The organism is Shewanella sp. GJ50-10, from assembly GCF_055808815.1.
Genome location: NZ_JBVVSS010000001.1, coordinates 2,088,436 through 2,115,400, shown reverse-complemented (window position 1 = coordinate 2,115,400; position 26,965 = coordinate 2,088,436). Strand labels below are relative to the sequence as shown.

Annotated in this window: 25 protein-coding genes and 3 tRNA genes; 16 read left to right on the top strand and 12 right to left on the bottom strand. The window is 38.4% G+C overall.

The features are described 5' to 3' along the window. The first annotated feature begins 161 nt into the window (after window positions 1-161). From ccoN to ttcA, 11 genes are all read left to right on the top strand, one after another. Complete coding sequence (ccoN, locus tag AC0L4E_RS08820; RefSeq protein ID WP_473678886.1) at window positions 162-1,595, top strand: cytochrome-c oxidase, cbb3-type subunit I; 1,434 nt, start codon at window positions 162-164, stop codon at window positions 1,593-1,595. An 11-nt stretch (window positions 1,596-1,606) separates the two neighbouring features. Continuing rightward, window positions 1,607-2,221 (top strand): cytochrome-c oxidase, cbb3-type subunit II, encoded by a 615-nt coding sequence (gene ccoO, locus AC0L4E_RS08815; RefSeq protein ID WP_299570728.1) that lies wholly within the window; start codon window positions 1,607-1,609, stop codon window positions 2,219-2,221. Between the two features lie 10 nt (window positions 2,222-2,231). Next, window positions 2,232-2,408 carry a cbb3-type cytochrome oxidase subunit 3 gene (locus AC0L4E_RS08810; protein ID WP_473678885.1) on the top strand — a complete coding sequence of 59 codons (177 nt, stop codon included), beginning with the start codon at window positions 2,232-2,234 and terminating at the stop codon, window positions 2,406-2,408. Then, window positions 2,408-3,376, top strand: coding sequence for a cytochrome-c oxidase, cbb3-type subunit III (gene ccoP / locus AC0L4E_RS08805; RefSeq protein ID WP_473678884.1), 969 nt, complete (start codon window positions 2,408-2,410; stop codon window positions 3,374-3,376). The genes AC0L4E_RS08810 and ccoP overlap by 1 nt, the downstream gene beginning before the upstream one ends. Before the next feature lie 115 nt (window positions 3,377-3,491). Then, window positions 3,492-3,971, top strand: coding sequence for a FixH family protein (locus AC0L4E_RS08800; RefSeq protein ID WP_299570723.1), 480 nt, complete (start codon window positions 3,492-3,494; stop codon window positions 3,969-3,971). A gap of 6 nt (window positions 3,972-3,977) precedes the next feature. Next, window positions 3,978-6,389, top strand: a complete 2,412-nt coding sequence (locus AC0L4E_RS08795) for a heavy metal translocating P-type ATPase (RefSeq protein WP_473678883.1) — start codon at window positions 3,978-3,980, stop codon at window positions 6,387-6,389. Beyond that, a complete protein-coding gene (gene ccoS / locus AC0L4E_RS08790; protein ID WP_473678882.1) occupies window positions 6,386-6,631 on the top strand; it encodes a cbb3-type cytochrome oxidase assembly protein CcoS in 246 nt (81 codons plus the stop codon). Before AC0L4E_RS08795 ends, ccoS begins: the two co-directional genes overlap by 4 nt. After that, entirely contained in the window at window positions 6,624-7,313 is a 690-nt protein-coding gene (locus tag AC0L4E_RS08785; RefSeq protein WP_473678881.1) for a sulfite exporter TauE/SafE family protein, read from the top strand. The genes ccoS and AC0L4E_RS08785 overlap by 8 nt, the downstream gene beginning before the upstream one ends. 55 nt (window positions 7,314-7,368) lie before the next feature. Next, on the top strand, window positions 7,369-8,121 hold the full coding sequence (gene etrA, locus AC0L4E_RS08780) for an electron transport transcriptional regulator EtrA (protein WP_473678880.1): 753 nt from the start codon (window positions 7,369-7,371) through the stop codon (window positions 8,119-8,121). A gap of 85 nt (window positions 8,122-8,206) precedes the next feature. Continuing rightward, the gene (gene uspE, locus AC0L4E_RS08775) at window positions 8,207-9,136 is read left to right on the top strand and encodes a universal stress protein UspE (RefSeq protein WP_473678879.1); all 930 of its coding nucleotides are present in this window, start codon (window positions 8,207-8,209) and stop codon (window positions 9,134-9,136) included. Window positions 9,137-9,205: 69 nt separating this feature from the next. Beyond that, window positions 9,206-10,144 (top strand): tRNA 2-thiocytidine(32) synthetase TtcA, encoded by a 939-nt coding sequence (gene ttcA / locus AC0L4E_RS08770; protein ID WP_473678878.1) that lies wholly within the window; start codon window positions 9,206-9,208, stop codon window positions 10,142-10,144. Between the two features lie 74 nt (window positions 10,145-10,218). Here the strand turns inward: ttcA and AC0L4E_RS08765 are convergent, their stop codons facing one another. Continuing rightward, the gene (locus AC0L4E_RS08765; RefSeq protein WP_473678877.1) at window positions 10,219-10,851 is read right to left on the bottom strand and encodes a DUF2987 domain-containing protein; all 633 of its coding nucleotides are present in this window, start codon (window positions 10,849-10,851) and stop codon (window positions 10,219-10,221) included. Window position 10,852: 1 nt separating this feature from the next. Further along, window positions 10,853-11,659, bottom strand: coding sequence for a glucosaminidase domain-containing protein (locus AC0L4E_RS08760; RefSeq protein ID WP_473678876.1), 807 nt, complete (start codon window positions 11,657-11,659; stop codon window positions 10,853-10,855). A gap of 175 nt (window positions 11,660-11,834) precedes the next feature. Here AC0L4E_RS08760 and yvcK point away from each other — a divergent pair, with 175 nt between their 5' ends. Then, window positions 11,835-12,731, top strand: coding sequence for a uridine diphosphate-N-acetylglucosamine-binding protein YvcK (gene yvcK / locus AC0L4E_RS08755; protein WP_473678875.1), 897 nt, complete (start codon window positions 11,835-11,837; stop codon window positions 12,729-12,731). A 75-nt stretch (window positions 12,732-12,806) separates the two neighbouring features. On the opposite strand, the gene AC0L4E_RS08750 is transcribed toward yvcK, so the two are convergent. The 5 genes from AC0L4E_RS08750 to AC0L4E_RS08730 form a co-directional block, all read right to left on the bottom strand. Beyond that, the gene (locus AC0L4E_RS08750) at window positions 12,807-14,000 is read right to left on the bottom strand and encodes an amino acid aminotransferase (RefSeq protein ID WP_473678874.1); all 1,194 of its coding nucleotides are present in this window, start codon (window positions 13,998-14,000) and stop codon (window positions 12,807-12,809) included. A 672-nt stretch (window positions 14,001-14,672) separates the two neighbouring features. Next, a tRNA-Leu gene (locus AC0L4E_RS08745) sits at window positions 14,673-14,758 on the bottom strand. A gap of 54 nt (window positions 14,759-14,812) precedes the next feature. Beyond that, window positions 14,813-14,886, bottom strand: a tRNA-Cys gene (locus AC0L4E_RS08740). A 10-nt stretch (window positions 14,887-14,896) separates the two neighbouring features. Beyond that, window positions 14,897-14,972, bottom strand: a tRNA-Gly gene (locus tag AC0L4E_RS08735). Window positions 14,973-15,206: 234 nt separating this feature from the next. Next, window positions 15,207-16,643, bottom strand: a complete 1,437-nt coding sequence (locus tag AC0L4E_RS08730) for a glyceraldehyde-3-phosphate dehydrogenase (RefSeq protein ID WP_473678873.1) — start codon at window positions 16,641-16,643, stop codon at window positions 15,207-15,209. 351 nt (window positions 16,644-16,994) lie between these two features. Between AC0L4E_RS08730 and AC0L4E_RS08725 the strand changes: the two genes are divergently transcribed. After that, window positions 16,995-17,675, top strand: coding sequence for a DUF2989 domain-containing protein (locus AC0L4E_RS08725; protein WP_473678872.1), 681 nt, complete (start codon window positions 16,995-16,997; stop codon window positions 17,673-17,675). A gap of 235 nt (window positions 17,676-17,910) precedes the next feature. Then, window positions 17,911-18,921, top strand: coding sequence for a type I glyceraldehyde-3-phosphate dehydrogenase (gap, locus tag AC0L4E_RS08720; RefSeq protein ID WP_473678871.1), 1,011 nt, complete (start codon window positions 17,911-17,913; stop codon window positions 18,919-18,921). 79 nt (window positions 18,922-19,000) lie between these two features. Here the strand turns inward: gap and nadA are convergent, their stop codons facing one another. The 5 genes from nadA to astE all read right to left on the bottom strand — a co-directional run bounded on the left by nadA (window position 19,001) and on the right by astE (window position 25,128). Next, on the bottom strand, window positions 19,001-20,068 hold the full coding sequence (nadA, locus tag AC0L4E_RS08715) for a quinolinate synthase NadA (protein WP_473678870.1): 1,068 nt from the start codon (window positions 20,066-20,068) through the stop codon (window positions 19,001-19,003). Between the two features lie 106 nt (window positions 20,069-20,174). Further along, a complete protein-coding gene (locus AC0L4E_RS08710) occupies window positions 20,175-21,779 on the bottom strand; it encodes a dihydrolipoyllysine-residue acetyltransferase (protein WP_473678869.1) in 1,605 nt (534 codons plus the stop codon). 9 nt (window positions 21,780-21,788) lie between these two features. Then, window positions 21,789-22,766, bottom strand: coding sequence for an alpha-ketoacid dehydrogenase subunit beta (locus AC0L4E_RS08705; RefSeq protein ID WP_473678868.1), 978 nt, complete (start codon window positions 22,764-22,766; stop codon window positions 21,789-21,791). Window positions 22,767-22,768: 2 nt separating this feature from the next. Next, the gene (locus AC0L4E_RS08700; RefSeq protein ID WP_473678867.1) at window positions 22,769-23,947 is read right to left on the bottom strand and encodes a thiamine pyrophosphate-dependent dehydrogenase E1 component subunit alpha; all 1,179 of its coding nucleotides are present in this window, start codon (window positions 23,945-23,947) and stop codon (window positions 22,769-22,771) included. Between the two features lie 149 nt (window positions 23,948-24,096). Further along, complete coding sequence (gene astE / locus AC0L4E_RS08695) at window positions 24,097-25,128, bottom strand: succinylglutamate desuccinylase (protein WP_473678866.1); 1,032 nt, start codon at window positions 25,126-25,128, stop codon at window positions 24,097-24,099. 174 nt (window positions 25,129-25,302) lie between these two features. Here astE and msrA point away from each other — a divergent pair, with 174 nt between their 5' ends. Both msrA and trxB read left to right on the top strand, forming a co-directional pair. Beyond that, entirely contained in the window at window positions 25,303-25,782 is a 480-nt protein-coding gene (msrA, locus tag AC0L4E_RS08690) for a peptide-methionine (S)-S-oxide reductase MsrA (protein ID WP_473678865.1), read from the top strand. A 157-nt stretch (window positions 25,783-25,939) separates the two neighbouring features. Then, window positions 25,940-26,890 carry a thioredoxin-disulfide reductase gene (trxB, locus tag AC0L4E_RS08685; protein ID WP_473678864.1) on the top strand — a complete coding sequence of 317 codons (951 nt, stop codon included), beginning with the start codon at window positions 25,940-25,942 and terminating at the stop codon, window positions 26,888-26,890. Window positions 26,891-26,965: the final 75 nt, after the last annotated feature.

Genomic DNA, 26,965 nt, shown 5'->3' with positions numbered 1-26,965 from the left:
TGCATTGCCTCATGATAGATATAAAAAACATGAGGTAACACCTTGACAACGCGTTAAAAAGCAACTTCATTTTGGTTTGTTTTTTCAACTATTGTCGCCTAAACAGGTAAAGTTCCGCTTTACTATAATTAAAAGTAAAAGTAATAAGCCGTGGAAGCATTATGATGAATCATTCCCAGCCTACAGGCGCTGATTACAACTACACTATTGTTCGCCAATTCGCATTAACCACAGTTTTGTGGGGAATCGTTGGTATGGCAGTAGGTGTATTGATTGCGGCCCAGTTGATCTGGCCACAACTAAACTTCGAAACCTCATGGTTAACGTATAGTCGTCTTAGACCACTACATACGAATGCCGTGATTTTCGCGTTTGGTACTTCAGCCCTTTTCGCAACATCCTACTATATCGTACAACGCACCTGTCAAACCCGTTTATTTGCACCTAAATTAGCTGCATTTACATTCTGGGGTTGGCAAGCCATTATCCTCTCTGCTGCAATCACCTTACCTATGGGGTTCACCTCAGGTAAAGAGTATGCTGAATTAGAGTGGCCTATTGATATTGCAATCACCATTGTTTGGGTTGCTTATGCAGTAGTGTTCTTTGGCACAATCATTAAACGAACAACATCGCATATTTACGTTGCGAACTGGTTCTTTGGTGCTTTCATTATCACGGTAGCAGTGCTGCACATTGTTAACTCAATGGCCGTACCTGTCAGCTTATTCAAATCATATTCCATGTACTCTGGCGCAGTTGATGCCATGGTGCAGTGGTGGTATGGACATAATGCGGTTGGTTTCTTATTAACTGCAGGTTTCTTAGGGATGATGTACTACTTCGTACCTAAGCAAGCTGGTCGCCCTGTTTATTCATATCGTTTATCAATTGTTCACTTTTGGGCATTGATTGCGTTATACATTTGGGCTGGTCCTCATCACCTTCATTACACAGCTTTACCTGATTGGACTCAGACTCTAGGTATGGTGATGTCATTAATCTTATTTGCCCCTTCTTGGGGTGGCATGATTAACGGTATTATGACCTTATCTGGCGCTTGGCATAAGCTACGTACAGACCCTGTTCTACGTTTCTTAGTTGTTTCATTGTCTTTCTACGGTATGTCTACCTTCGAAGGGCCAATGATGGCAATTAAAACCGTTAACGCCTTATCGCATTATACTGATTGGACTGTTGGTCATGTTCACTCTGGTGCTTTAGGTTGGGTTGCGATGGTTTCTATCGGTTCTCTATATCACCTTATCCCTGTTTTATTCGGTCATTGCCGTATGTACAGCACTAATTTAGTGAATGTTCATTTCTGGTTAGCGACAATTGGTACTGTGTTATACATCGTAGCAATGTGGATTTCTGGTGTGATGCAAGGTCTGATGTGGCGTGCAGTTAACTCTGACGGTACATTAACTTACAGTTTTGTTGAGAGTTTAGAAGCGTCTTATCCTTTCTACTTTGTTCGCTTTATTGGTGGTGTGTTCTTCTTAACTGGTATGTTTATTATGGCGTACAACGTCATCCGTACTGTTAATGCACCTAAAGATTCTTTACCACCATTAACTGAAGAAAAAGCATAAGGAGCAGAACGATGAAATTTAATCATGAATTAATCGAGAAAAACATCGGTCTGCTAGGTATCTTCACTGTAATCGCGATTAGTTTCGGCGGTTTAGTTCAGATTACCCCGCTACTTTTCTCTAAAGATACAACTGAACCAGTTGAAGGGTTAATCCCGTACAATGCTTTACAGATTGAAGGGCGTGACATCTATGTCCGTGAGGGTTGTTATAACTGTCACAGCCAAATGATCCGTCCTTTACGTGCTGAAACTGAGCGCTATGGTCATTACTCTGTAGCTGGTGAATCAGTATGGGATCACCCATTCCAATGGGGTTCTAAACGTACTGGTCCTGACTTAGCCCGTGTTGGTGGACGTTACAGTGATAAGTGGCATGAAGTTCACTTAATTAACCCACGTGATGTTGTACCACAGTCTAATATGCCTGCTTACCCTTGGTTAGCAAACAACAAGTTAGACGGAAAGCTCACTGGTAATAAGATGCAAATCTTAAGCAATTTCCATCCGGATCATAATATGTATACCGAAGAAGAAATTGCTGGTGCGCAGGCTGCTGTAGAAGGCAAGACTGAATTAGAAGCGTTAATCGCTTATCTTCAGTCACTTGGCCACGCACTGAAATAAGGAGGCAATTATGGATTACGGAACGTTACAAGGCATTCTTACCATTATTGTTATGGTCGTATTTGCCGGTATATTTTACTGGGCTTACAGCTCTAAAAGTAAACCTAAATTTGATGAAGCTGCTAACCTGATTTTTTCTGAAGATGAAATCGCTAAGCAAACTAACCATTCAGGAGATAACAAGTAATGAGTATCTTTTGGAATGTTTGGATTATTTTTCCAACTTTGTTAGTAATTGCAGGTTGTTTCTTCCTTTTACGTGCTTGTTCAAAAAACAAGACCGGAATTGAAGAAGGCGAATCAATGGGTCACACCTTTGACGGTATTGAAGAATTAAATAACCCGCTTCCTAAGTGGTGGGCTTATATGTTCTACATCAGTATTGTCTTTGGTTTAATCTATCTTGCACTTTACCCAGGTCTTGGAAGCTACCAAGGTTTATTTGGTTGGACTAGTTCTAATCAAAGTGTCGGTTATGAACAAGGTATTAAAGAAGACTCTAAAGCGGCGGTTGAGTTAGCTAAAGCTGAGAATCGTTTATCACAGTATGACCGTGAAGTTGCTGCTGCTGATGAAAAATATGGCCCTATCTTTGCTGCATATCTAGCGACTCCGCTAGAAGAGCTAGTTAAAGATGAAGAAGCTCTTAAAGTAGGTGGTCGTTTATTCCTGCAAAATTGTGCTCAGTGTCATGGTTCAGATGCCCGCGGTAGTATTGGTTTCCCTAACTTAACTGATGGTAATTGGTTATATGGTGGCGAACTTGCCACTATTAAAACTTCAATTATGAACGGTCGTAACGGTATGATGCCGCCTAAAGGTGGTTTACCAATCGAAGACAGTGAAATTCAAGGTTTAGCTGAATACGTATTTAAATTATCAGGTCGTGATCATGACGCTACTCTCGCAGCGCAAGGTCAAGCTTCATTCATGAAAGGTTGTTTTGCTTGTCATGGTATGGACGGAACCGGTAATAAATTTATGGGTGCACCTAATTTAACTGACGATGCTTGGTTATATGGCAGCAGTCGTTTGCAGGTTATGCAATCAATTGCAAACGGACGAGCAGGTGTAATGCCTGCATGGGACGATATACTCGGTGAAGAAAAAGTTCACGTGATATCTGCGTACGTTTATAGCTTATCAAACAAATAGTTACAACACGGTAACATCAAAGGCTTCGTGAAAACGAAGCCTTTTTTTAAGTGATTCTTAAGCCTTTTCGAGTTAAAATATCACAATAATAATTCTTAATATTTAGGACCGTTTTATGTCTGCTCCTCTTCCCTGGTATAAACATTTTTGGCCTTGGTTTATTGTCGTTTTACTTCTTGTTGTGGTCATAAAAAGTATGGTTGCAATGAGCATCGCAATTGATAACGCAGACTCGCTTGTTTCAGATGATTATTATAAAGAAGGTAAAGCCATCAATATGGATTTACGTAAAATCAAACAAGCTAAAAATTTAGGTATGCAGTTTTTGGTTGAAGTTGATGATCATGAATTAAAGATTACTCAGCATGGCGGACCTGAATATCGCGCGGCATTAAAAGTCGATTTTATTCACCCTACTTTAGAAGAAAAAGATTTCAGTATTAACGCGACTGCAGATGGAACTGGTGCGTATCGTATCGGATTATCTGATGCCATTTCTGGAGCTTGGAATGTGCGCTTAGAAGGTTTTGATGCCAGTTGGAGAATCCAGCAACGTATTGAAATTACAGACGATGTAGAATACTGGTTAAATTAATTTTTCATGCGAAGTTGCTTTCATTGTAATGAACCCGTACTAACGGGAAATGAGTTTACAACTGTTATTAATAATCAGGAGCAGCTTATGTGCTGCCCTGGTTGTCAGGCTGTCTCTCAAGCTATTATCGATTCAGGTTTAAGTAGTTATTATCAATTCCGTAGTGAACCTGGCAGTAAACAAACTGCGTTAGTTCCCAGCGAATTAGCTCAGTATTCAGCATATGATTTGCCTGAAATCCAACAAGATTTGGTTTACTCAAAAGATAATGAGAAAACCCTTTCAGTGTCAATTGAAGGGATAACATGTGCAGCTTGTGCGTGGCTAATCGAACATAAATTAAAGCCAATTTCAGGCGTTAATAAAATCGCTGTAAACTCGACAACTCAACGTGCTTTAGTTAGTTGGGACGACTCCCAAATAAAACTCAGTGAAATATTATCAACTATAAGCCGTATTGGTTATCAAGCTGCGCCGTACCAAGTTGATGAACAAGAAAAACAAAGTAAAGTAGAAAGTAGAAAGTTTTTGTTAAGACTCGGTTTAGCGGGCTTTGCGACTATGCAAGTTATGATGTTCGCCCTTGCCCTTTACTCTGACTATTTTGTAATTCACGATACTGAAATGCGTGATTATTTTCGCTGGGTCAGTATGACTTTAGCTGCACCAGTTGTTTTTTATTCCGCTCAGCCATTTTATTTTAGTGCCGTTCGAAGTTTACTTGGCGGCAAGATAAATATGGATTTATCTGTGTCTCTGGCTATATGTGGCGCTTATATTGCGAGTTGTATTGCGACGATAAATGGCACAGGTGAAGTGTATTTCGAGTCCGTCACCATGTTTACCTTCTTTTTGTTATTGGGTAGATTCTTCGAGCAAAAAGCCAAGCAAACTGCCTCTGTAAGTTCGAGTAACTTACACAAATTAATTCCTCTTACTGCAAATCTAAAAACCACTACGCAAATAGACTCAAACAGCGATTTAATAGAAGAAATTACTGAAATACCTGCTAAACGTCTTAAAGTTGGCGACATCATATTAATTAAACCCGGTGAAGTTGTTGCAGCTGATGGCATCATTCTAGAAGGTAAATCAGGCTTAAATGAATCAATGTTAACTGGCGAGCAAATGCCGTTAATTAAGTACCAACAAGACATGGTTTATGCTGGAACTATCAATGTCGACCAGCCTTTAACTGTCGAAGTTACCGCTCTAGGGCAAGATCAACTCGTCGCAGAAATTATCCGTTTACAAGAAGTCGCCTCAAATACAAAACCTAAAATTGCTTTAATGGTTGATAAATCGGCAAGCTACTTTTCAACGGCAATTATCGCTATAGCAGCAATTACATATTTTGCCTGGTTGTTTATCTCTCCTGCCGACGCTTTTTGGGTAATGCTGTCAGTGTTAGTTGCTACCTGCCCTTGTGCATTAGCACTTGCTACGCCAACTGCAATTACTTGTTCAACTGCAATTTTTACAAAGCTAGGCATAATAGTTCAAAAACCAGGTGTGTTTGAAAAACTTCCTCTATTGGAGCACGTGGTTTTTGATAAAACAGGAACGTTGACTTGCGGGACAGTCTCTATCGAAAAAACAATCATTTTCGACAATGATTATACAGAAAGAGAACTTCTGCAATATGCTGCTGCATTAGAGTTGGGTTCACTTCACCCAATTGCTCATGCATTTTCAGTATTTTACAGTAAGCATGTTGTTGCATCAGAGATTTCCCATCACGTAGGTTTAGGCATTTCTGCAAAGATAGAAGAGAAAACAGTTAAAATTGGTAACGCACAGTTTATTGGTTTAGATGCTTCACAGTGTAAAGGTCAATTACTTTGGTTATCGATTGATGGTTTAGTAACTGCATGCTTTATTCTGCAAGATTTAATAAGGTCAGATAGTCAGCAAACGGTAACGGATCTGCAAACAGCAGGCATACAAGTCAGTATGGCGAGTGGCGATACGAGCGAGCATGTCAATGACATTGCGCAGCAATTAAATATTCAACACGCTTATTCTGGTTTAAGTCCTAACGATAAACTTGAATTAATTAATACCTTACAGAAAAAACAACATGTAGCTATGTTTGGTGACGGGATTAATGATGCTCCAGTGCTTGCTGGTGCAAATTTATCTGTCGCTATGGGCAGTGGCAGTGCTATTGCAAAAAATAGTGCAGATTTAATTTTGTTGGGCGATCATCTATCAAAATTTAATCAAGCGATTAACCTTGCTAAACTAACTAATAAAATAATAAAACAAAACTTAATCTGGGCATTTGCTTACAACATCATTATTCTTCCTTTAGCTGTAACAGGTCATGTAGTGCCATATATAGCAGCGATTGGTATGTCTATTAGCTCTATTATCGTTGTTTCAAATAGTCTCCGCCTGCTAAGGGTAAAAATATGAGTATCATCTACGTTTTAATTCCTATTGCCATGCTGTTTGTGGTTGTCGCCGTGGCGGTTTTCTTTTGGGCAGTAAAATCAGAACAATTTGACGATTTAGATAGACAAAGTGTTTCTATATTATTTGATGAAGACAACACTGCGCCAGATTCGAATATACAATCAAAAGACCAAGCAAATACCTTAAATGAAGAGCCTGTTTTAAATAACACATCTACCAATAAGCCAAATAACCTTGATTGAATTTAATGTTTGGGGGGCTTTCCTTGTAGGTTTAATGGGCGCAGCACATTGTTTTGGTATGTGTGGCGGCCTAATCGGTGCTTTTGCTACGAACTTGCCTGCAACATCTTCTAATCGTTTAGCCAATCAGTTGAGCTTTTTACTTAGCTATAATTTAGGTCGGATCCTAAGTTATACCATTGCCGGTGCACTAGCAGGTGCCAGTAGTGCAGCGTTAGGTTATATGTTTGACCTAGATTCTTACCTTATTGGTTTAAGAATTTTTGCTGGAGTTATGATGATAATTACCGGTTTATACATTGCTCAGATTTGGTTCGGTGTTGTTCATATTGAAAAACTCGGAAAAGGCCTTTGGACAGTATTAAAGCCGCTAGCAAACAAATTGTTACCTATTAAAACCCAATTTCAAGCAACTATTGCTGGAATGATTTGGGGATGGTTACCCTGTGGATTAGTCTACAGTACTTTAACTTGGTCGGTAGCTGCTGGAGATGCATTAAACGGTGCTATGGTAATGTTAGCTTTTGGTTTAGGTACCTTACCAGCTCTATTAAGTGCAGGATTAACCGCAAAAAAATTGGCAGGATGGGTTCAAAAAAAGCAAGTACGACTATTAAGTGGGATCTTGATTGTAGTATTTGGCTTACAAACTATTTATATCGCCATCATGCAGCTAAACTAGCTGTAGCATTGTTATTAGTTTAACATGGTACGGTAGTAATTAATTGAGAGTATATATGCCTACAGATCAAACGAAACAGCTTCGCGCATCTACTGGTGGTTGTGCAATTCATTGTCATGATTGCAGTATGGAATCGCTTTGCATTCCTTTTACGTTAGATAGTAACGAGCTCGATAGACTTGATGATATTATCGAACGAAAAAAGCCTGTTCAAAAAGGTGATCAGATATTTAAATCTGGTGATCCTCTCAAATCTTTATTCGCTATCCGTTCAGGTACCATAAAAAGTTTTACTATTACTGAGCAAGGTGATGAACAAATTACTGGCTTTCATTTAGCCGGTGACGTCATTGGTTTTGACGGCATTCACTCTCAAATTCATCAAAGTTTCGCCCAAGCTCTTGAAACAGCAATGGTTTGTGAAATTCCTTTTGATACCTTAGATACGCTTTCAGGCACTATGCCCAAATTAAGACAGCAAATTATGCGCTTAATGAGTAATGAAATCATGGGCGATCAAGAAATGATTTTATTATTATCTAAGAAAAATGCCGAAGAACGTTTAGCCGCTTTTATCAACAACCTTGCTAATCGTTTTGGAAGTCGTGGTTTTTCTCCACATGAGTTCAGACTCACGATGACCCGTGGAGACATTGGAAATTACCTTGGATTAACTGTCGAAACAATCAGTCGTTTATTAGGTCGTTTCCAAAAAGCAGGTTTAATTGAAGTTAAAGGCAAATACATCACCATCGTTGATAATGTTGCACTAAGCCAACTTGCAGGCAACTCTAGAATCGCAACTTAATGAGTTAATTTGGATTTTATGATCTAACGCAACGACATCACCTTGGATAAAAGTGATAGTTATATAAAAACAGCTTGGAGGTTTTATGAAGGATTATAATAAAATTTTGGTAGTCATTAACCCAATGACTGACAATCAACCTGCTCTTGCTAGAGCCGTTGAACTTGCTTCCAAGTCCAATGCATCAATAACAGCTTTTCTCACCATATTCGACTTCTCATATGAAATGACATCTATTCTTTCTAGCCATGAAAGAGAAGCTATGCGCCAAGGTGTCATTGACCAGCGAGAAACTTGGTTAACAGAAGCTATTGCGCCATACATGAAAAATGGTTTAACTATTGATACGAAAGTGGTGTGGCATAACAGACCATTTGAAAGTGTTATTAAATATGCCATTGAGCAAGAAGTCGATTTATTAGTAAAAAGTACACACGAACACGATAAATTAAAGTCGATTATCTTTACTCCAACTGACTGGCACTTGCTGCGTAAAGCCCCTATTCCTGTATTAATGGTTAAAGATCACGATTGGCCAGTAGCAGGGAAAATCTTGTGTGCTGTAAATGTTGCATCAGAAGATGATGAGCATTCAACATTAAATACTAGAATTATCGAAAGTGCATTGAATCTTGCAGCCAAGTTTTCAGCTCAAATTCATTTAGTAAATGGGTACCCTGGTACACCAGTAAATCTAGCAATCGAACTACCTGAATTTGATGCTGCAAGTTATAACGATACAGTGCGAATGCAGCATGAACAGCGTATTCAATATTTAGCTAACAGTTTCAATATTCCATTAGAAAACTGTCATGTTGAAGAAGGCTTACCTGAAGATGTTATTCCTGAATTAGCGCTCAAACTCGATGCTGAACTGGTGATATTAGGCACTGTTGGACGTACCGGTTTTTCAGCTGCATTAATCGGCAACACAGCTGAACATGTAATTGATAGTATCAATTGTGATTTGCTTGCTGTTAAACCTGAGGGTTATAAATCACCACTTGAAGACTAAAGTCTTTACCAGCGGCTAGAATGCTGGAATAATACGCGCCCTGAAACGATAGTTACTGGGCGCTTTTTAATGTCTGATATGCAACAGCAAGAAAAACTTTTGGCAGATCGCCAAGTAAAATTAGAAAAGAAATTACGTCATGATGTAGGTCGTGCGATAGGTGACTATCAAATGATTGAAGATGGTGACGTCATTATGTGTTGCCTTTCCGGCGGTAAAGACAGTTATGCAATGCTCGACATTTTGTTGAACTTGCAAAAACGCGCACCAATCAAATTTGAGATTGTGGCTGTTAACTTAGATCAGAAACAACCTGGTTTCCCAGAAGATATCTTGCCAGCTTACCTTGATACTTTGTCTGTGCCTTATCATATTTTAGAAAAAGACACTTATTCAATCGTCAAAGATAAAATTCCTGAAGGTAAAACTACCTGCTCGTTATGCTCTCGCCTTCGTCGTGGTACATTGTATGGTTTTGCACAGCGTATTGGAGCAACAAAAATTGCTTTGGGTCATCATAGAGATGACATTATCGAAACGTTATTTTTAAATATGTTCTTCGGTGGCAAAATGAAAGCAATGCCACCAAAGCTGTTATCTGATGACGGTGCTAACATGGTGATTAGACCGTTAGCTTACTGCAAAGAAAAAGATATTGCTGAATATGCTGAACTTAAGAAGTTTCCTATCATTCCTTGTAATTTATGTGGCTCACAAGAAAATCTAAAACGCGGCGCAGTAAAAGATATGCTCAATCAGTGGGATGTAGAATTCCCTGGACGCATAGAAACAATATTTACAGCAATGCAAAACACTTCTCCTTCACAGGGGGTTGATAGAAATGTATTTGATTTCTTAGCACTACAACGAGATGCTGATGCGCCTCTTTCTGGTGATGTAGCCGAATCTGACTTACCCGCTTTTGATTTTTTAGATACGACGAATAACGGACATATCAATTTGGATGACGCGGCTAAGATTGATATTGTGGCCACTTATAAGCCTTAAAAATGTAGATTCATTAATTTGAACCTAGTAAAAAGCCCTCAATAGAGGGCTTTTTTGTTTAAGCATATGCATAGTTACAAAACGTACGGACTCACAATACTTGGCTTTACATTGAACTTAAGTATTTGTAAGTTTTGAAGTTGCTCAGATGTCAGCTGAAGTTGGTTTTTTATTGCCTGCGTCTTACCATCAATCTCTACAGTAACAAATTGCTCAGACTCAGCAAAACTAAAGGTTAGCCCTGAAATAGGCTTTCTAAAGTATTTCATTGGAAAACCTTGTTGGCCATCGAGTAACGCATCCATATCATTTTTAACAGCAATAAGTGTGTCGTGTTTATATTCTTGCTGAGTTGTTTTGGCACGGACTTGCATTGCTACGCCACACTGGGATGCATCACCTTTTACTTCAATGTTTAATAAACCTCTATCTGATTTTAACTGCGCATCATATGGAAGATATAAACGTTGTTGCTTATCAAAGGTCAGAGGAAATTCATCTTTCTCAGTGGTAATGTTACCTGAAAGCATTTTACAGTTATCAGTTTTCGGTACGCTAAAAGCTATTTCAACCAGTTGATAATTGTTTTTATTGACTTGTTTTAACCTTTCATAAAATCCTGCATATGGAATAGAAACAGAATCGGCAATGACGGTTGGGCTTAGTAGCAAAGCTGCTACTAGCGTTGAAACATTTTTAAAATTCATTTTATAACCCTGCTAAATACGCCTTATTTTGGCGTAACATCTCTAGTAGTTCATCTATGTAAGCATCTTTTCGTTCAGAATAGTGAATTAATCCAAAGACTAACTCTTCAGCTGAAGGCTCTTTGTTTTGTGAACGTAAATCAGCTCTGATTGAACGTAACAAACTGTATGCTGAATTGGTATTGAGGTTCAACATATACGCAGCGATCGAATCCTCTGGAGTATCAAAAGATGCAACCTCATGGTTCAAACCGGGCTTTCTAGAGAGAGGGACAAGTCCGCACCCTTTAGAGAAACACCATTGACCAAAATAGTTATTACCTTCTTTGGCGAACCTTGAACTACCCCAACCTGTTTCATTCGCTGCTTGTATCAACACCATTTTTGCAGGTACCGTATCTACTCTTTCAAGTAGTGGAGAAAGGGTCGTTGTATTGAAGTTTTTGACAGAGTATTTATATTTTGTTGTTAGTTGCTCAAGTTTAAAAATTTCAGCATCCGTTAAGTTCTGTTTATTCTCTAGATTAACCAGTATGACTTTTAAAAAGTTTCTTTCATTTTGAATTAGCGCGTTTTGATGATTAACTGCTGGGGCCAGGTAATCAAAAAAAACTTGTTTTTTAGTTGGAATATCACTGATATCTGTAAAGTTCGGAACGGCGTCTTCTTCTATTACATTTTCTTGGATTTCAGGTGTCAAAATTAATATTTTTTCCAGCGTAGGCACTAACCAAACACGGATTAAAATAATACCGATAATAATAAAACCTAAACCAAGGGTAAACTTACCTACTCTACCTGTTCTCAAGTACGAACCTTCCTTTCTAAAAGTTTGAATAATTATACCGAGTTATTACACTAAAAGCAGTGTAGTGTTTATGGTATTATTTTAAAGGATGCCTGATAAGCATCGAATCATAGTTAATTTGTATTATCACTATAGTAGTTTCAAAAGTCATCAAGAGTATGAAAGGAATCAAAAAATGATGAACCCAGAGTTTAGCCAATTAGATCACGTTGTCGCATTAGGTGGTGGTCATGGTTTAGGTCGAGTATTAGCATCGTTATCTTTTTTAGGTCCTAAATTAACAGGTATTGTCACGACAACAGATAACGGTGGTTCAACTGGTCGTATAAGGGAAGACGAAACCACGATAGCTTGGGGGGATTTAAGAAACTGTTTATCTCAACTCGCTCACAGACCTTCTATTGGCACTATGTTGTTTGATCATCGGTTTAATGGTGATAATGAACTTAATGGTCATAATCTTGGCAATATAATCTTATATGCTCTTGAGCAGCTTTGTGTCAGACCTTTAGAAGCAATAAAACTCATTCGAACAATTCTGAAGATTGATACTAGAATCATTCCAATGTCTGAAGAGCCGACTCATTTAACTGCTTTGAATATTGAAGGAAAAACAATATTTGGTGAAACCAATGTCGATGGTATGAATGAAATCCCAAGCTCTTTAGGGCTTGAGCCACAAGTTAGTGCTACGTGTGAAGCCATAGAGGCTATCAAGAAAGCGCAATTAATTATCATAGGACCTGGAAGTTTCCTAACGAGTGTACTCCCCCCATTGCTACTACCTGCAATTGCAGATGCCATTTCACAATCAAATGCTCAAATTATCTTTATCGAAAATTTGACTAAGGAAGGTTGTGCCGCGAATAAAATATCACTTGAAGAAAAAGTTAATTGGATTAATCAATTAGTTGGTAGAAAAGCGATTAATAATGTTATCAGTCATGGTAAAAGCATAGATATTGGCGAGTTTGTAAGTAATTTCCCTTTAGTTAGTGACCATCATGCTGGTTTGCATCATAAACAGGCATTGGCTGATGCGATTGCATCAACAATTCAAGTATCAAAATAAGTTATAAAATAAAAATGCCGCATCGTTTAGACAAGCGGCATTTTTATCAGCAATCAAGCACTTGTTATTTCTAACTTAGAGTACTTTTGCAATGGCTTTACAAATAACAGGGATGTTTTGTTTCGTCATCCCTGCAACACTTATTCTGCCCGAACCTACAATGTAAACTGCAAACTCTTCTTTCAATCGATTGACCTGTTCTTTATTTAAACCCGAGAAACTAAACATTCCGTTTTGGCGCGATATGAAACTGAAATCTTGCTCAACGCCTTCTGACTTTAATGTCTCTACAAATAAGGTACGCATTTCAGCGATACGTTGTCGCATTTCAGTTAATTCAGCTTCCCACTCTTGACGAAGAGTATCGTCAGATAAAATTGTACTTACGATTAAGCCACCGTGTGCAGGTGGATTTGAATAGGTAGCGCGAATAGTCTTTTTGATTTGGCTAAAGCTTTTTTGCGCTGCAGTTTCGTCTGCCGCTACAATTGTCACTGCACCAATACGTTCATTGTATAAACCAAAGTTTTTAGAAAATGAATTTGCGATTAATAGTTCAGGTACTTTAGCCGCAACAATTCGTAAACCTTGTGCATCTTCTTCAATACCTGCCCCAAAACCTTGATAAGCGAAATCAAACAAAGGAACTAATTCTTTGTCTGCGCATAACTGGCCAACAATTTCCCACTGGGATGCATTTAGATCAATTCCCGTTGGGTTATGACAGCAACCATGTAATAACACTAAATCGCCAGCTTTCGCTCCTTGTAAGTCTGTTATCATTGCATCAAAATCCATTTCATGGGTTTCTGCTTTATAATAACCGTACTCTTTTATTTCTAAACCCGCAGTTTGAAAAATGTTTTGATGGTTTGCCCAAGTTGGGTTACTTACCCATAGGGTTTTAGAATCGGTATTTCTAACAAGAAATTCAGCTGCAACTCTTAAAGAGCCTGTTCCGCCAGGGGCTTGAGCTGTAAATGCTCGTTTATCACCAATAATCTCACTGTCTTGTCCAAACAGTAAGGTTTGAACAACAGCGTTGTATTGTTCAACACCTTCAATACCTAAATAGTTTTTTGTTTTCTCAGCTTCTAATAATATTGCTTCAGCTTTTTTTACAGATTTAAGCACAGGGGTTTGCCCTGCTTCATCTTTATAAATACCAACACCTAAGTTGACCTTTTCTTTACGAATGTCTTTTTTAAATGCGTCTGTTAAACCTAAGATAGGATCGGCTGGAGCTTGAGGGACCTGAGAAAATATCATTACTTCTTTCCTTCGTATGAAGTGAACCACTATTTTATGGTATTTATACCACTGAATAACGCTTTGAAATAGTGACTTTTGGTAATGATGGAAGAATTAGTTCACAGTTTGAACATTTACTAAAAAACTAACCCCTAAAATGAATAATCAATAACTTATAAACCATTCACCATGATACAAATAGAGGTTTGACTGCTTTTGCTTATAGTTTGATTAACTGTGTAATTCGTTTATCACTTTTAAATTGCTCTAGTCGTTTCTAGCTATTAATAAGTAGATAAAATTAAAATTTTATCTAGATCCAAAATAATGCTGCCTAAGGCTAGACATGAATTAGCACACCCTATTTTAAAACGACGAGGGATTTTACTTTTCTTCTATGAATCATTTCTATAAATTCAGATACAAAAAAGCCCCAACTTTCGTTGAGGCTTTTTCGCACCATACTCTTAATACAATAAGTCGTATGTAAGCTCTTCATGGAAGAATAATGGTACCCGAGGCCAGACTTGAACTGGCACGCCCTATTTAAAACGACGAGGGATTTTGCTTTTATTCTGTGAATCATTTCTATAAATTTCAGATACAAAAAAGCCCCAACTTTCGTTGAGGCTTTTTCGCACCATACTCTTAATACAATAAGTCGTATGTAAGCTCTTCATGGAAGAATAATGGTACCCGAGGCCAGACTTGAACTGGCACGCCTATTAAGCGAGGGATTTTAAATCCCTTGTGTCTACCGATTCCACCACTCGGGCATAAGTGTTGTTTTAACCGTCCTGCTTAAATAGCATTACAATTAAACAAAATTGTGGAGGCGCGACCCGGAGTCGAACCGAGGTCGACGGATTTGCAATCCGCAGCATAGCCATTCTGCCATCGCGCCGTTGTTTGATTGGAGCGACATATCGGGTTCGAACCGATGACCTATACCTTGGCAAGGTATCGCTCTACCAACTGAGCTAATGTCGCATATCAAACAAAACACTTAGATAAAACTGTTAACCAACTTGTCTCTGAGTGCGGAATGGAATTCTACCGTTTTACGCAAATGTGTCAATGCGCAATTACACTATTTTAAAGCTTTACGAACTGTTTGATGTATTAATCAACGTATTGCGCAATTTATATCTATTTATCAATTAAAACAAATAAAAAAGCACTTCAGTTGAAGTGCTTTTTTGAACAACTAAGATAATAGTTAGTTTATGCTTCAGGTAAAGACAAAGTCGTTAGACCAAGCATCTTCTGCATTACACCAACAACTTGGCAGCTATAACCAAACTCGTTGTCGTACCAAACATATAAGATTGCACGTTTACCATCAGCAATTGTTGCTTGAGAGTCAACAACACCAGCATAACGTGAACCTACTAAGTCGCTAGATACAATTTCAGTTGAATCCGTGTAATCCACTTGGTTCTTAAGCTCAGATGTTAATGCGATATCTTTAAGATATTCGTTTAATTCATCGCGATTAGTTTCACCGTTTAGGTTAACGCTAATAATTGCCATTGAAACGTTTGGTGTTGGAACGCGAATAGCGTTGCCAGTTAACTTACCTTCCATTACAGGTAATGCTTTAGCTACAGCTTTTGCAGCACCTGTTTCAGTGATTACCATGTTTAATGGTGCACTGCGTCCACGACGATCAGCACTATGATAGTTATCAATTAAGTTTTGGTCGTTAGTGTATGAATGAATAGTTTCTACATGACCGTTTTCAATACCGTATTTATCATTGACAGCTTTAAGTACCGGCGTAATCGCATTAGTTGTACAGCTAGCTGCTGAAACAATCATATCTTCAGGTAAAATATCGTTTTCGTTTACGCCGTAAACAACATTCTTAATCGCACCTTTAGCAGGAGCAGTTAACAATACTTTACTTGCGCCTTTACTCTTAAGGTGAAGACCTAAACCATCTTCATCTTTCCAAATACCGGTATTATCTACCACTAAAGCATCATTGATACCGTATTGGGTATAATCGACTTGATCAGGTGAGTTAGCGTAAATAATTTGAATGTAAGTACCGTTGGCAATAATTGCGTTATTTTCTTCATCAACTTCTACAGAACCATTAAATGGTCCGTGAACTGAATCACGACGAAGTAAACTCGCACGTTTTTCTAAATCACCTTTTTTACCGCCACGTAATACAATAGCGCGTAAACATAGTTTGTTGCTTTTACCAGTCTTTTCAATCATTAGACGAGCTAATAAACGACCAATACGCCCGAAGCCATAAAGAACAACATCTTTAGAATCAACGTCATCACCAAAGTTTAAGCCTTGTTCTAGCTCTTTGGTCATGTATGCTTGAATTTCTGATGCATCAGCATTGTCACGCCAGTAATTAATGGCTAATTTGCCTATATCCACTTTACAGTGCTTTACTGATAACTTACTTAATGCTTCAACGAATGGAAAGCTTTCACGTAGACGTAGTTTTTCGCCGATGTGACGACGAACAAGTCGATGCGCTTTAATAATTTCAATTGTAGATGCGTTTAAAAGTGGTTTACCATAAACTAAGACTTCAACGCCTTGATTACGATAAAGTTTACCAAGTAAAGGCTGCATAGCCTCAGCCATTTCGAAACGTTCTTGCCAACTTTGTAGGTGTTTATCAGCGCTCATTAAAAAGATCCTTTATCTCATATTTCAGCATATGTTTGCAGAAAGGTTTGAGTAACAAAAAGAAAAGACCAATAATCATTATTTGGTAGGGATATCCCCTTTTGGTCGGCGACATTGTAATGAAATTTCCACTTTTTCGCCAGTAAGAAATTTTTAGTAAACCTGTAATTTTATTAGATAAAATGCCATTTTGGAGCCTGTTTTGAATAAAAGTTTAGTAATAATTACATCATTTTCCGTATTTGCTGCTTTATTCGGCTTATTTGGTTGTGATGTTGGCCGAAATAGTGCCAGCATATGTAAAAAAATCCTGAACTTTGTGCGGATTTACATAAAGATAGTTGGTGTTTAGTGGAAAAAGGTGACTTAATCCGTAGTCGTTATCAATTGAAGCTGATTGATAGCCCATCAGGTAAGCAACTTTATGACCAATTAATTAAACTTGAGTCCTATAGTAACTGCATTGAATTGGCGGCCGGTGTAAAACATATAATAAATACTCACCGCACCGAGGATAGAGAACGAGCTTATGCGGTAAGCACTCAAAACTTAGCCCAATTACAAGAGTACACCAAAGACAACCCTGATATTTATCTTGCCTATTACCGTTGGACTAAATTTAATGACTTCCCTTCACGCGATATCGTTATAAAAACCGAACAAGCCGGGGAGCTAACAGAAACCTTTATGATTGCCCAAGTAGCCTCTCACTATATAAAAACAGATTTAGCCAAAGCTAAGTTACTTTATATTCAATTACTCTCGGACGTTAAAGCAAAAGATATTGATTCTGATTGGCTGCTCGCACTGGCGACCATTTATCGCAGAGAACAAAATTCGGAAAACGAATACCTGTTAACTAAAGCAAATACTTTAATGAGTATCAACACCGCCTCAGAAGATAAATTACTCGCATTAATAGCTAATGATAGTGAACTAGCAAAACAATTGGATATAGACGCTGCAGAACTTGTTAAACAACTAAATAACGGCAAGTTCGATACAAGTGAAATTAAATTAAGATTTGAATAAACAAACCATCGCTTGTTGGCTACACTGAAACTCAATTAATTAACAAGTTTCAATGTATTGCACTTTCAAAAAAGACGTTCAAAAGTGTGAGTTGTCGTATTTTGTAAATAAAATACATATATTTTAGCTTTTATTGCCGTTTTGAGGCTTTTTTACTTGACGAAAATCGTTAATTTGGTAATTTTACTACCATATGATTTACGTAACAGATTTATAATCACTTGAGGGATATGCAATGACTATCCGTGTAGCAATTAACGGCTATGGCCGTATCGGTAGAAATGTTTTACGTGCGCTTTATGAAAGCGAAAAGGATTACCCAATTGAAATCGTTGCTCTAAACGATTTGGGTGATGCTTCAATCAATGCTCACCTTACCAAATATGATTCAGTACATGGTCGTTTCAACGCTAAAGTTGATCATGATGATGAAGCTATCTATGTTAATGGCGATAAAATCCTGACTTTCCAAGAAAGAGACCCTTCTAAATTACCTTGGGCAGAATTAAACGTTGATGTTGTTTATGAATGTACAGGTATCTTCACTTCTAAAGAAGCAGTACAACCTCATTTAACTGCCGGTGCTAAGAAAGTTATCATTTCAGCTCCTGGTAAAAATGTTGATGCTACCGTTGTATACGGCGTGAATAATGAAGTATTAACTAGCGACATGACTGTGATTTCAAATGCTTCATGTACAACCAATTGTTTAGCTCCTTTTGCAAAACCGCTTAATGACTCAGTTGGTATTGAATCTGGTTTAATGACAACCATTCATGCTTACACCAATGACCAACGTCTATCAGATGTTTATCACACTGATTTACGTCGTGCTCGTGCAGCAGCGATGTCAATGATCCCAACACAAACTGGCGCAGCTGCAGCTGTAGGTCTTGTGGTTCCTGAACTTCAAGGTAAGTTTGATGGGTTAGCTGTTCGTGTACCTACAGTTAACGTATCACTTGTGGATTTAACTTTCCAAGCTTCTCGTGACACAACGGTTGAAGAGATTAACAAAATCGTAGCTGATGCAGCAAAAACTTCACCATTGAATGAAGCCCTTGCTATTAATGTTGAACCTTTAGTTTCTATTGATTTCAACCATAATGCATTTTCTTCAAACTTTGACGCCACTCAAACACGCGTTAATGGCCGACTAGTTAAAGTTATGGCTTGGTATGATAACGAATGGGGTTTCAGTAACCGCATGTTAGATAATACAGTTGCATTAATGACAGCAAAATAATTTGTTTTAATTGATAAAGTTGAAACACTAAAAAGCCCTGCACTAGCAGGGCTTTTTGTTTGTTAATTTTGCAATAAAATTACGCGTTACCCTTCACTTTCATATTTAAGGTTTTAGCAAAATTAAGCATTCTGTTTAATGGTACTAGAGCATCATCACGCAAAGCATCATCTACAAACACTTCATGATCAGTTTTATCTGTTGCAGTTAGTGAGGCTTCAATAGCTTGTAATCCATTCATCGCCATCCAAGGACAATGGGCACAGCTTTTACAAGTTGCACCATTACCACCCGTTGGTGCTTCAATTAATGTTTTACCAGGTGCTGCTTGCTGCATTTTATAAAAAATACCGCGATCAGTTGCGACAATGAATTCTTGATTATCCATTGTTTGCGCAGCTTTTATTAATTGGCTAGTTGATCCGACTGCATCAGCCAGTGCGACGACATTGGCTGGTGACTCAGGGTGAACCAAAATAGCAGCTTCTGGATGCTGAATTTTTAGCTCTCTTAAGGCTTTTGCTTTAAATTCGTCATGAACAATACAATCGCCCTGCCACATCAACATATCTGCGCCAGTTTCTTTAGCAATGTAACTACCTAGATGACGGTCTGGACCCCAAATAATTTTTTTACCTTCGCTATCTAGATGTTCAACAATCTCTAGCGCAATACTAGACGTCACCACCCAGTCAGCGCGGGCTTTAACAGCGGCAGAGGTATTGGCATAGACAACCACTGTATGATCAGGATGGGCGTCGCAGAACTCTGAAAACTTGTCGATAGGACAGCCAATGTCTAATGAACATGTTGCTTCTAAAGTTGGCATCAATACTGTTTTTTCAGGGCTTAAAATCTTAGATGTTTCGCCCATAAACTTAACGCCAGCAACAATTAATTTTTTTGCTGGATGATCACGGCCAAAGCGCGCCATTTCTAATGAGTCCGAAACACAACCACCGGTTTCTTCAGCTAGCGCTTGGATTTCAGGATCTGTGTAATAGTGTGCAACTAAAACAGCATCTTGGTCGATTAACAGCTGTTTAATTCTTGCTTTTGAAGCCGCTTTTTCAGCATCTGACAATAAAGCAGGTTTTGCAGGAAAAGGATATTCGATAGATTCGATATTCGGTGCCGAAGTGATCATTATGGTTCCGAGAAGTTACAACGTCCGGCGATTATACAAAAACGCTTAACAAAATTAAAGGACGCATTAGCGTCCTTTATATTGTTAAAACATTAGCAAGATTGATTTAGCGCATTGCTAATAACATTTCTTGTGGCTGCTCTAAATATTGCTTCCATAAATTACAGAAACGAGCAATGGTTCCGCCATCGATAACGCGGTGATCACCAGACCAACTAACTTGCATTATTTTGCGAGCTTCTACTTCACCGTTAGCATTAAAGCGCGGTAAGGTTTGTAATTTACCTAAAGCGACAATGGCAACTTCTGGTTTATTGATAATAGGAGTCGCAACCGTTCCTCCCAAAGCACCAATATTTGAAATTGAAATTGATCCACCTTTTAAATCAGCAGGGCTGACTCTACCGCTTCTTGCTGCTGTAGTGAGACGGGTAATTTCTGCTGCTACTTCTAAAATCGATTTATTTTGTACATCTTTCACATTAGGTACTAATAAACCCACTTTTGAGTCCACAGCCATGCCGATATTATGGCTAGCTTTATAGGTAAGCTCAGTACAATCTGCATTGACTTGGCTATTTAGTACTGGGAATTCATTAATGGCTAATGACATCGCTTTCATAAAGAAAGGCATCATAGTCAATTTCACTTCATCAGATGAGTAGCGTTGCTTCATTTCAGCACGTAATGCAACTAACTCAGTTAAATCGAATTCTTCACAATAAGTAAAATGTGGGATTGTCGAAACTGACTCAACCATCATTTTAGCCATAACAGCTTTAACGCCTTTTATTGGCTCAACTCTGTCAGATGCTGTCACTACATTGCTTGAAGTATTCGATACTGCAGAAGTACTTGCCGCTTGTGCATTCACATTGGATTGTGATTGAGAAGCGACTGGCTGAGTTGCTGTATTGCCATTGGCAAAGTTTTCGATATCTTCTTTGTAAACTCGGCCGTTCTTACCTGTACCTGGTACATTGGCAATGTTGATATCTAAACTACGTGCTAAACGGCGTACTGCAGGACTTGCTAATGCTTTACCCTGTGCCACTGGCTCAGCTGTAATTGACGTTGCTGTATCAGTGCTTACTTCATTAACTGATTGAGTTACTTCTGCCACGTGTCCAGCTGATTCCACTTCAATAGCAAATAGTGGTTCATGGACTTTTGCAAGCTGACCTTTACGATAATGTAATTTTACGATTTTACCGTTTTTAATCGCAGGTATTTGAACAAGTGCCTTATCAGTCATCACATCTGCAATCGGTTGATCTTCAACAACCATATCGCCTTCTGCGACTAACCACTCAACTAATTCACATTCGACAATACCTTCACCAATATCAGGTAACAAAAACTCTTCGATAGCATTAGTATTAACGTTTGTAGTTGGTTGATTGACTATTTCAGCAGGCTCTTCAACTGAGTCAGCAACAACTGATTCAGATTCTGTTGTAACAGCTGTTGTTGCATCAAGTTCTACCGCGTACAAAGGTGCATGTACTTGCGCAATTTCACCTTTAGCATAATAAAGCTTTGTGATAACACCTGCGTGAGGTGCAGGAATTTGCACTAATGCTTTATCTGTCATCACGTCAGCAATTGGTTGGTCTTCAACGACAACGTCGCCTTCTTTTACCATCCAATCTACGAGTTCACATTCCACGACGCCTTCACCAATATCAGGCAAAATAAAATCTTTAATCATATCTTGCTCCTAGAAATTGACTGAAGCTTTAATTGCTTCGTAGGTTTTAAGTTCATCAGGCATATATTCTTTTTCAAGAATAAGTGGATAAGGTGTATCTAAACCACACACGCGACTAATTGGAGATTCTAAATGTAAGAAGCACTCTTCTTGAATTGTCGCTGCAATTTCACCTGCAAAACCACCTGTTAAAGGCGCTTCGTGGTTAATCAATAGACGACCTGTTTTCTTAACTGAGGTAGCTACTGTATCAATGTCCCAAGGAGCAAGCGTTCTTAAATCGACAATTTCACATGATATACCGTCTTTTTCAGCCATTTTAGCTGCTTTTTCAAGTATTTCCATCTGAGCGCCCCAACCCAGTAATGTTATATCATTACCAGTCTTAACGACTTCAGCCTTACCAATTTCTATTTCAAAATCACCGGCTGGAACTTCACCTACAGATGCACGATATAGGCGTTTTGGTTCAAAGAAAATAACAGGATTCGGATCGCGAATTGAAGCTAGTAATAACCCTTTAGCTTGTTCTGGATTACGAGGAATAACCACCTTCAAACCCGGTGTTTGTGTAAAGTAAGCTTCAGGCGATTGTGAGTGGTAATGACCACCCGCAATCCCGCCGCCATATGGCGTTCTGAATGTTAAACCACCAACATTGAACTGATTACCACTGCGGTATCTGAACTTTGCCGTTTCATTCACTATTTGGTCAAATGCTGGAAAGATATAATCAGCAAATTGGATTTCAGCTACGGCTGTCATGCCATTTGAAGCCAGTCCGTTAGCAAAACCTGCAATGCCTTGTTCGGTTAGTGGCGTATTGAAACAACGTTCACGACCGAATTTTTCCTGTAAACCTGAAGTTGCGCGGAACACTCCGCCAAAATGCCCAACATCTTCGCCAAACACTACCATTCTTTCATCAGCAGTCATTGCAATTGCAAGTGCATCATTGATGGCGTGTAACATATTCATTTCAGCCACAATTATATTCTCCCTGCGCTTTTAGGATAAGACTTTGGATATTTTTTAATATGTTGTTTTAGCTCTGCAAGCTGCTTTTCTAACACAAGTGTAGGCTTATTCAATACGTCTGTAATCAAACCATCTATGTGCGGTAAAGGTACTTTCTCAGCTACTTTAACGGCGCTAAGTACTTCTTCACGGTATTTTTCATAACGTGCTGCATCATCAGCTTCGTTTAACCAATCTTTGTTGATCATCCAAAGCTTAAAGCGCTTAACTGGGTCATGTTGCTCCCACTTAGCTTCTTCTTCTTTAGAACGATAACCTGATGGATCATCCGATGATGAGTGAGCACCTAAACGATAAGTCATCGCTTCGATTAACACTGGTGCGTTATGCTCTAGCGCGTGGGCACGAGCTTGCTGAGTCGCTGCAAGTACAGCTAACATGTCATTACCGTCAACACGAATTGTATGCATACCGTAACCTACACCGCGACTAGCAATGCCATTACCTGCAAATTGTTCTTCTGTTGGAGTAGAAATCGCATATCCATTATTTCGACAAAAGAAGATAGTCGGTGATTTAAGCACTGCAGCCATATTTAGGCCCGCGTGGAAATCACCTTCAGAAGCTGCGCCCTCACCAAAGTAACAAATGGCTACGTTACGCTTGCCTTGTAACTTAAATGCATGGGCAACGCCGGTTGCTTGTGGGATTTGAGTTGCAAGTGGTGATGAAATAGTTTGGTAATTAAGTTCATTACTACCGTAATGAATTGGCATTTGACGGCCTTTACCTAAATCTTTTTCATTACTGAACATTTGATTCATAAATTGTTCAGTTGTGAAGCCACGGTAACGCAAAGAAGCATGTTCACGGTATTGAGCTAAGATAACGTCTCCATCATCTAATGCTGCTGTGCTACCAATAATAGATGCTTCTTCACCAGTACAAGTCATGTAAAAACTAATACGGCCTTGTCTTTGAGCACTGAGCATGCGCTCGTCTAATACTCGGGTAAAAACACAAGTATCATGAATTTTTTCTGCTAATGCTTTATCGATTACTGGCATAACAGCATTTTCGTATGTAGTGCCATCTGCTTGCAGAATTTTTAAAATAGGAATGTGCAAGGAAGCTTTGTCTAAGAAGCTGACACGATGCACTGTTTCATTATTCAGTGGTGCGTTGCTCATATTGTGCTCTTATTATGTGAGGCCTTATAAAATAAAGCTTAATTATTATATGCGAACGAACATTACGTTAACGTAAACTTGCGATCAACTAATGTTCATTCCATCTGGTGAATAACCTTTCACTAATTTTGTATATCTAGCTTTACAAATTAGTGAATATCTTCGTTAGGCGCTGGTATCAAACATAATACCGTGCGTTGTCCTACAGGTACATTTTCATTTGGAAAAACGATAGCTTCATACGGGTATTCGATTTTAATTTCTTTACCACCCTCTGTTGCTAAAGTCTGCCCTTGTTCGAAACCAGTAAAGTTCACAGTTGATTTAGGAAAAGAGAAAGTAAAATCATCGAAGTGTTTATTGACTGAACGAGAGACTTTATACAAATTAACTTTATTACTATCGAATACTTCTAGCTCAATATTTTGTTGAGTTATCAATTGATTCAACATTTTACGAGTGTTAGCGAATTTCTTCATATCATTTTGACCGAAAGGCATCACTTTACCCAGTTCAACGGTAAATGCATCAGCTTGGAACTGCTCTGAAGAATAATAGCTAAATGTTGTTGTTGGTTCATGGTGGAACAAAATAGTATCCACATCACAGCCTGCTAAAAACATAATTTGTTGCTGACTGAAACTTCTACCTGGTCTATAAGGATAAATAGCGAATTTCTCGTGTTTAGATGGCTTTATCGCAGTATGTAAATCGTAATGAATACGTTGAGACTCTTCATTGTCTAAGAAAAAGTCACGTACATAATCTTCTAGATTTTTAGCCCGTATTCTTTCTTTGTTACATAAGCCCTCACCCATTGAATGAGCGCCGCTAAATAGACGATTCATATTTTCTTCTACAAATCGTGTTTCAGTTAAAATTGATTCAGGGTTACCAATTAAAAACAAAACCCGATGCGCAGTTTGTATCTTTTCTTCTAGCAATGCTTGAATAAGTTCGTTACAAATTTCTATCGGCGCAGTCTCATTACCATGCACAGCACACGATAAGACAATATCTTTGGTTGAACCAGCATGTGGGGTAAAACTGATGACACCGTTATCTATTATTTTTACTGTTGTTTGATTAGATAAGGTGAAACTGTGTTGGGAAATGTGTTTATCGATGTTAGCTAACGTAAAAGCTAGAAAATCTTTTTCATCCATTAATTGTTGAAACACGAAGACTCCTTGAAAGACGGTTAAAACTGATTTGGTTTCAATCACAAGTGTTGATTCTAACACAACTGAGGGAAGCTAACGTTAAGAGACAATTACCATAGTGTAAATCTTTACTTGCATTCTGTTTCAGAATAAATATAATTTTAGCCATCTAGACTTCTTTATGGATATATTATGACATTAGCGACATTTGGTGCAGGCTGTTTTTGGGGTGTTGAATACTTTTTTAAACAAGTAGAAGGCGTTCTTGATGCAAAATGTGGTTACATGGGTGGTAAAGATCAGTTTCAAACATACGAAGAAGTTAAAGCAGGTCAAACAGGTCATGCAGAAGTTGTTCAAATAGAGTTTGATGAAAAGGTTGTGTCTTATGAAACCTTACTGGCTGTTTTTTGGCAAAACCATAACCCTACTACCTTGAACAAGCAAGGTGATGATGTTGGTCATCAATATAGAAGTGCCATATTCTTTCACGATGTAAATCAACAACAACTTGCACAAGATTCAAAACAGCAACTCACAGAGAGTGGTAAATGGGGTGTGCGCCAAATTGTAACTGAAATTGTGCCGTTACAACAATTTCATCAAGCGGAAGAATATCATCAAAACTATATAGAAAAGAATGACTTACCTAGCTGCCACATAAGCTACTAGAATATGAACACGGTTAAGGCACTTTTAAAGGTGCCTTTTGTTTACAGAATCGATTAATACAATCTATATCTTAGACTCTTCTGCGCTTTACCCCATCCTTTAAATTCCCTACAATCCATGCAAATTGCTAAAGGCATGAATACGGAGAAATACAATAATGAGTCAAGCTCGTCATATTAACCTACTTATCTTAGGTTCAGGTCCTGCTGGTTATACTGCTGCAGTTTATGCTGCTCGTGCTAATTTAAAGCCAGTAATGATTACCGGTATGCAACAAGGTGGTCAATTAACCACGACGACTGAAGTTGAAAACTGGCCTGGTGATGCTGAAGGCTTAACTGGCCCTGCGTTAATGGAAAGAATGCAGCAACACGCTGAAAAATTCGATACCGAAATCATTTTCGATCATATTAATGAAGTGGATTTCAGTGAACGTCCTTATAAATTAAAAGGCGATAATGGCGAATTTACTTGTGATGCATTGATCATTGCAACTGGTGCATCAGCCAAATATTTAGGCTTACCTTCCGAAGAAGCATTTATGGGTCGTGGTGTCTCAGCTTGTGCTACTTGTGATGGTTTCTTCTACCGTAACCAAAAAGTAGCCGTAGTTGGCGGCGGTAACACCGCAGTTGAAGAAGCACTTTACTTAAGTAACATCGCATCAGAAGTTCACTTAATTCACCGTCGTGATACTTTCCGCTCAGAAAAGATTTTAATTAATCGACTTATGGACAAAGTAGCAAACGGAAATATTATCCTTCACTTAGATCAAACTCTTGATGAAGTGACAGGTGATAACATGGGTGTTACTGGTTTGAATATGAAGAGTACTAAAGATGGGTCAATTTCGTCTCTAGACGTTGCAGGTGTATTCATTGCCATCGGCCATAGTCCAAATACAGGTATTTTTGACGGTCAGCTTGATATGAATTACGGCTACATTACCGTTAACAGTGGTCTGCAAGGTAATGCGACACAAACAAGTGTAGAAGGTATTTATGCTTGCGGTGACGTAATGGATCAACATTATCGTCAAGCAATTACATCAGCTGGGTCTGGTTGTATGGCTGCTCTAGATGCTGAACGATTCTTAGATGCACAGTAAGATTATTCTAAGTTTAATGTTAGAGGCATGAATAGTTTCATTTAGCCGAACATAATTAAACTTAATAAAATTAAA

Bases quoted from the DNA above. Each gene is read 5' to 3' on its own strand.
- ccoN (WP_473678886.1), top strand. From the start codon at position 162: ATGATGAATCATTCCCAGCCTACAGGCGCTGATTACAACTACACTATT.
- ccoO (WP_299570728.1), top strand. From the start codon at position 1,607: ATGAAATTTAATCATGAATTAATCGAGAAAAACATCGGTCTGCTAGGT.
- AC0L4E_RS08810 (WP_473678885.1), top strand. From the start codon at position 2,232: ATGGATTACGGAACGTTACAAGGCATTCTTACCATTATTGTTATGGTC.
- ccoP (WP_473678884.1), top strand. From the start codon at position 2,408: ATGAGTATCTTTTGGAATGTTTGGATTATTTTTCCAACTTTGTTAGTA.
- AC0L4E_RS08800 (WP_299570723.1), top strand. From the start codon at position 3,492: ATGTCTGCTCCTCTTCCCTGGTATAAACATTTTTGGCCTTGGTTTATT.
- AC0L4E_RS08795 (WP_473678883.1), top strand. From the start codon at position 3,978: ATGCGAAGTTGCTTTCATTGTAATGAACCCGTACTAACGGGAAATGAG.
- ccoS (WP_473678882.1), top strand. From the start codon at position 6,386: ATGAGTATCATCTACGTTTTAATTCCTATTGCCATGCTGTTTGTGGTT.
- etrA (WP_473678880.1), top strand. From the start codon at position 7,369: ATGCCTACAGATCAAACGAAACAGCTTCGCGCATCTACTGGTGGTTGT.
- uspE (WP_473678879.1), top strand. From the start codon at position 8,207: ATGAAGGATTATAATAAAATTTTGGTAGTCATTAACCCAATGACTGAC.
- ttcA (WP_473678878.1), top strand. From the start codon at position 9,206: ATGTCTGATATGCAACAGCAAGAAAAACTTTTGGCAGATCGCCAAGTA.
- AC0L4E_RS08765 (WP_473678877.1), bottom strand. From the start codon at position 10,851: ATGAATTTTAAAAATGTTTCAACGCTAGTAGCAGCTTTGCTACTAAGC.
- yvcK (WP_473678875.1), top strand. From the start codon at position 11,835: ATGATGAACCCAGAGTTTAGCCAATTAGATCACGTTGTCGCATTAGGT.
- AC0L4E_RS08750 (WP_473678874.1), bottom strand. From the start codon at position 14,000: ATGATATTTTCTCAGGTCCCTCAAGCTCCAGCCGATCCTATCTTAGGT.
- AC0L4E_RS08730 (WP_473678873.1), bottom strand. From the start codon at position 16,643: ATGAGCGCTGATAAACACCTACAAAGTTGGCAAGAACGTTTCGAAATG.
- gap (WP_473678871.1), top strand. From the start codon at position 17,911: ATGACTATCCGTGTAGCAATTAACGGCTATGGCCGTATCGGTAGAAAT.
- nadA (WP_473678870.1), bottom strand. From the start codon at position 20,068: ATGATCACTTCGGCACCGAATATCGAATCTATCGAATATCCTTTTCCT.
- AC0L4E_RS08710 (WP_473678869.1), bottom strand. From the start codon at position 21,779: ATGATTAAAGATTTTATTTTGCCTGATATTGGTGAAGGCGTCGTGGAA.
- AC0L4E_RS08700 (WP_473678867.1), bottom strand. From the start codon at position 23,947: ATGAGCAACGCACCACTGAATAATGAAACAGTGCATCGTGTCAGCTTC.
- msrA (WP_473678865.1), top strand. From the start codon at position 25,303: ATGACATTAGCGACATTTGGTGCAGGCTGTTTTTGGGGTGTTGAATAC.
- trxB (WP_473678864.1), top strand. From the start codon at position 25,940: ATGAGTCAAGCTCGTCATATTAACCTACTTATCTTAGGTTCAGGTCCT.